3 protein-coding genes are annotated in these 3,696 nt (G+C 75.1%); all 3 read left to right on the plus strand.

Annotated elements, in window-relative coordinates; all coding sequences use genetic code 11:
• The first annotated feature begins 527 nt into the window (after window positions 1-527).
• Complete coding sequence (locus AB0J68_RS29170; protein WP_355067953.1) at window positions 528-1,574, plus strand: zinc-dependent alcohol dehydrogenase family protein; 1,047 nt, start codon at window positions 528-530, stop codon at window positions 1,572-1,574.
• Window positions 1,575-1,667: 93 nt separating this feature from the next.
• Window positions 1,668-1,916, plus strand: a complete 249-nt coding sequence (locus AB0J68_RS29175; RefSeq protein WP_363941730.1) for a hypothetical protein — start codon at window positions 1,668-1,670, stop codon at window positions 1,914-1,916.
• Window positions 1,917-2,217: 301 nt separating this feature from the next.
• Window positions 2,218-3,696, plus strand: a 1,479-nt coding sequence (locus tag AB0J68_RS29180; protein WP_363941733.1) for a phosphatase PAP2 family protein, incomplete at its 3' end; no start/stop codon positions are given.

Here is a 3,696-nt window from a genome sequence, read left to right on the forward strand (position 1 = left end):
GCCGAGCCTTCGCGGGCTGCACCCGAACATCTCGGAGGTGTCGGAGCTGCGGTCACCGCGGGGCCGGGGTCCGCTGGGGCGGCAAGCAGCTGACCGGACCGCGCAGAGCGAGCGATCAGCGGCCGACCCGTCCCCGTCCGAACCGTAGGCGGACCACGCCGGCGCGCCGCCCGCGCAGGACCGGGATCCGGTGGACGTTCGCCGGCAGCCACCCCAGCGGACCCCGGCCCCGCGGTGACCGCAGCTCCGACACCTCCGAGATGTTCGGGTGCAGCCCGCGAAGGCTCGGCCAGTCCGCCGAGTCGAGGCACCAGTGCATCTCGGGGGGCGGTAGCCAAATTCCCGGGCGCTGGCCCGGGGCACGGCACGCGCCATCCAGCCGGCGACCGTGTCGATGGCCATCACGCGCCGATCTCGATGATGTCGCCCCGGTGGTCGTCGGCCGTCACCCTGCCACCATCCCCGCGATTTCCCGCTCGGTCCCCCCCCGTCGGGCGCGGTGGCCGGCGCATGTGAGGATGCGGCGCATGCGTGCCGTGATCTTCGACGAGTTCGGTGTCCGGCCCCAGGTCCGCGACGTCCCGGACCCGGTGCCGCCGCCCGGGGGCGCCGTCATCCGGGTCGAGGCGACCGGGTTGTGCCGCAGCGACTGGCACGGCTGGCAGGGGCACGACCCGGACGTCCGCCTGCCGCACGTGCCCGGCCACGAGTTCGCCGGCGTGGTCACGGCGGTCGGCGCCGGTGTACGCGGCTGGCACCCCGGCGACCGGGTCACCGTGCCGTTCGTCTGCGCGTGCGGGCAGTGCCCGGCCTGCCTCTCCGGCGACCAGCAGGTCTGCGAGCGGCAGACGCAGCCCGGCTTCACCCACTGGGGCTCGTTCGCCGAGTACGTGGCCGTGCAGCACGCCGACGTCAACCTGGTCCGGCTCCCCGACGAGCTGGGCTACCCGGCCGCGGCGGCGCTCGGCTGCCGGTTCGCCACGGCGTTCCGCGCGGTGGTCGGCCAGGGGCGGGTCGCCGCGGGCGAGTGGGTGGCGGTGCACGGCTGCGGCGGCGTGGGGCTGTCCGCGGTGATGATCGCCGCGGCCTACGGCGCGCAGGTGGTGGCGGTCGACGTCGCCCCCGGCGCGCTCGAGCTGGCCCGCCGTTTCGGGGCCGCGGTGTGTCTGGACGGCTCTGCCCTCACCGGGCCCGGCGCGGTGGCCGCGGCCGTCCGGGAGGTGACCGGCGGCGGCGCCCACCTGTCGCTCGACGCCCTGGGCAGCCACGCCACCTGCACCGCCTCGATCGAGAGCCTGCGGCGGCGCGGGCGGCACGTGCAGGTCGGCCTCCTCCCCGCCGCCCAGGGCCGCCCGGCCCTGCCGATGGACCTGGTGATCGCGTACGAGCTGGAGCTGCGGGGCAGCCACGGCATGGCCGCGCACGCCTACCCGGAACTGCTCCGGCTGGTCACCGCCGGCGTGCTGCGCCCCGCCGAGCTGATCACCCGCACCATCGGGCTCGCCGAGGTGCCCGACGCCCTGACCGGAATGGACCGGCCCGCCCCCGGCGGGATGTGCATCGTCCAGCCTTGACCAGGACGACGCTCGGGTCGGACAGCGGACACGTCCCAGGTACGCGTAGGCCGCGGAGTAGCTCGCCGCCGCGGCACCGAAGACGGCCGGGAGATGTACCAGGAGGCGTTGCGGGACCGGCCCGACGATGGGATCCGGCTGCGGCTCGCCTTCGCGCTGCTGCGGGCCGGCGACGGCAGCGGCGCGCAACGAACCGCCCGAGAGGTCCTGGCCCGCGAGCCGGATTCCCGGTCCTCCGAGGCGGAGCAGACGCTGCGGCGTTTTCTGGCCGTCGCACCGGCTCATCCGGCCGCCGCAGAGATCAAGCGGCTGCTCGCCGCAGGTCAATCCACCGGGCGCTGACAGTGCCACCAGCCCGCCGATCAGGATCGCCGTCTCGCCGAGCACGACCAACCCGAGCAGGGTCGAGGACTCCAGGGCCGGCTGGACGATCACCAGCGTCAGGACGAGGAGCGGCGGCAGCCCGACCAGCACCGCCGACCGCCCTGTCCACCCGCTGATTGTCACCCCCAACGGGTTGACCGGTGACGAGAAAGGCCACGCGGTGAGCGGGCGATCCGTAGGGTTCGGGTCGACGGAGGCACTGCGCCGGATGAGGGGCGGCCGAGGACCGGTGGGAGCGCGAACGCATCGCCCGTCGCCGGTGTTGCTGGTCAGCCTGACCGTCTCGACCGGCCTGCTGGCAGCGCTGAGCGCCGCCATCCGCAGCCGTCCGGTGCCGCCGTGGGAGCGGGACCTGTTCGCCCTTCTCAATCACCTTCCCGCCGGGCTGGCCCCGGTCCTGGTACTGGTCATGCAGCTCGGCTCGTACCCGGCGGTGTTCGTCGCCGCCGCGGCAGCCGTCGTCGCACGCCGGATCGGCACGGCGTGGAGTCTCCTGCTGGCCGGGAACCTGGCGTACTGGCTCGCGGTCGCCGTCAAGGCCGCGGTCGCCCGGCAGCGCCCGGCGGCGCTGCTCGCCGACGTGGTCCTGCGCGAGACGATCACCGGGCGCTTCGGGTACCCGTCGGGACACGTCGCGGTCGCCACGGCCCTGGCGCTCGTCGCGGCGCGGGCCGGCGGGCCCCGATGGCGCCGCGCGGCCTGGGCGGTGATCGGGCTGGTCGCCGTCGCGCGGATCCACGTCGGGGCGCACCTGCCGGTGGACGTGGTCGGTGGCTTCCTCGTCGGCTGGCTCGCGGTGTGTCTGACCCGGCTCGTGGTCGGCGAGGTTGGACCGCAACGGTCGGTGCCCCCTCTGCGGGCGGCGCTGCGGCGGCGCGGGATCGACGTGGCACGGTGGGCGCCGATCCACGGCGACGCCCGCGGCTCGCAGCCGTGGCAGGCGGTCACCACCGACGGGCGGCGACTGTTCGTCAAGGTGACCGGCGGTGAGCAGCGCGACGCGGACTGGTTCTACAAGCTCTACCGACGGGTGCGCTACCGCCACGTGGCCGACACACCGCCGTACCTGAGCGCCCGCCAGCAGAGCGAACACGAAACGTGTCTGACCCTGCTGGCCGAGCGCGCCGGCGTCCGGATACCGGCCGTCGTCACGACCGCCGCCATGCCCGGCGGCGACGCCGTACTGGTGCAGGAGTTCATCGACGCCGCCCCGCTGCACGCCGTCGTCGGGCCGGTCCCGCTCGCCGCCGTGCGCGACGCCTGGGAACAGCTGGCCCACCTGCACCGGGCGGGCATCGCGCACCGCGACCTGCGCGCCGCGAACGTGCTCGTCGGCCGGGACCGCGCCTACCTGGTTGACCTGGGCTTCGGCACCGACGACGCCTCGGCCGAGCAGCAGGCCCGCGACGTCGTCGAGCTGATGGTCACTGTGTCCACGCGGGTCGACCCGGCCAGCGTGGTCGCCGGGGCGATCGACCGCCTGGGCGTCGCGGCGGTCGCGGACAGCGTGCCGTTCCTGCAACCTCCGGTGCTCTCGCGCGCCGGCCGTGCCGCCCTGCGCGGCCACCCCGGCATGCTGACCTGCCTACGCCAGGAGATCCTGCGGCGCTGCCCCGACCGTGACCGCCCGGCGGCGAAGGTGGTCCGGATCAGCCGCCGCGCGGTCCTGGAGCTGCTGGTCCTGGGGTTGATTGTGCACCTGCTGCTCCCCCAGCTCGGCGAGATACGCACCGCCATG

It is taken from the genome of Micromonospora sp. NPDC049580, from assembly GCF_040675595.1.
In the GTDB taxonomy this organism is placed as follows: domain Bacteria; phylum Actinomycetota; class Actinomycetes; order Mycobacteriales; family Micromonosporaceae; genus Micromonospora.